The sequence below is a fragment of the Citrobacter amalonaticus genome (assembly GCF_037053465.1).
Lineage (GTDB): Bacteria > Pseudomonadota > Gammaproteobacteria > Enterobacterales > Enterobacteriaceae > Citrobacter_A > Citrobacter_A amalonaticus_H.
Map to the genome: position 1 here is coordinate 1 of NZ_JBALIF010000056.1, position 1,418 is coordinate 1,418.

Here is a 1,418-nt window from a genome sequence, read left to right on the forward strand (position 1 = left end):
CATATAAACATGACGGAAAAGGAGTGCTTTCGCCAGGGAAACGCAGAAGTCTTTTCGTTAACGATATCCAGCGCCCAACCGAAACGATTCAGCAGATCCATGATGCCCTTAAGCCATTTTCAGCACCCTGTAGCCTGCCGCCAAACAGGACGCTCCATATATCGGCAAATGAGAATGACCATATCTGGTTGTTACATTCTGGTAGTTGCAGCGTATTACGTACTTACGACGATTTAAAAATCGGCGTATTCAGGGGGCCACTGGTTATCGGGCTTCAGGAAATGTTTGTCCCTTTCGGGCGACATTACTTTCAGTTTAGTTCTGAAACGACTATATCTTCTCTGGCTGCCGAGCAAGCCAGAAAGGTGCTGACTGAACAGGGACTTTGGGAACAAGTATCCCTGATACTGGCCTACTATATGCGGCTGATGACTTACCGTGATGAACATCTTGTCGCTCAATCGTCTTACACATCCATTCGGGTAAAATTGATCGAATACATGGCTAACAGGGAATTATTCGCCCAAAAACGCATTGGGCTTGCCGCATTTATTCAGGCGACGACATTCATCTCCCGTAGTCAGATCTATTACGTATTATCAGTATTAACACAAGGTGGATATATCAGGGTCTCGCGTGGGAAACTTGAGGAAATCATTCATCTGCCAGAAAATTTTTGAAGACACGCGGCACTGCGCCATTTGGATGGCCTGTCATTTTATACTATAAATAATTCGAGTTGCAGGACAAAATGCGGTAGGTATTTTGAACAGCGCTTGCATTGGCCCTTAAAGGGCGTGGCCGTAGATTGCCTTCGGAGAGGGACAAGGATGTCCCTCATTCATCCCGAGGAGCTTACTAAACTAAGTGACTGGAGTGAGAGTGCGAAGCCAACACACATGTTTTTAGTAACAAACTGTTTTTCCCCTTAAAAACAGTGTCAGAATAAACTGAAACATCCTGTCTTTTTCCACAGTACTCGAGGTATATCCGCTATGGCAAAGCACGGTTATACCGAAAACAAGTAGCGTTTGCGCTAATACAGGTTGAAACCGCCCTACCTCCCCGCATCGGGGAAGTTTGCAGAAAGAAAGACAGGGATTTCTGAGGTCACTACTTTTTATAACCGGAAGAAGAAATTTGCAGGTACTGGGTATGACAGAACCGCGGCGTCTACCGAGGTTGGAGGATGAAAATCAGCGACTTTAGAGGAGGGGACATGTCACGTCTGTAATCACGCTGGCAGCAGCCGAACGCTGCGTGGCGCACGCAGTCCGTTACGCCGGAACGCGTCGTCTAGGTTTTCAGAATATCCCGTACTTCCTCAGTCTGTTTAAGCTGCGCTTTCAGTCTGAGAATTTCTGTTCTGAGATCCAGTAAATCCTGTGCCTGCTGTCCACTGTTGTCAGGTTTAACAG

General features: G+C 46.7%; 1 protein-coding gene and 1 pseudogene. One reads left to right on the forward strand and one right to left on the reverse strand.

The genetic code is table 11. The features are described from left to right. The coding region (locus WB371_RS23735) for a helix-turn-helix domain-containing protein (protein WP_336222385.1) at positions 1-680 on the forward strand (680 nt) is incomplete at its 5' end. Positions 681-1,302: 622 nt separating this feature from the next. Here WB371_RS23735 and WB371_RS23740 read toward each other — a convergent pair. After that, positions 1,303-1,418 (reverse strand): annotated as a pseudogene (locus WB371_RS23740) (IS3 family transposase); the annotation flags it as partial.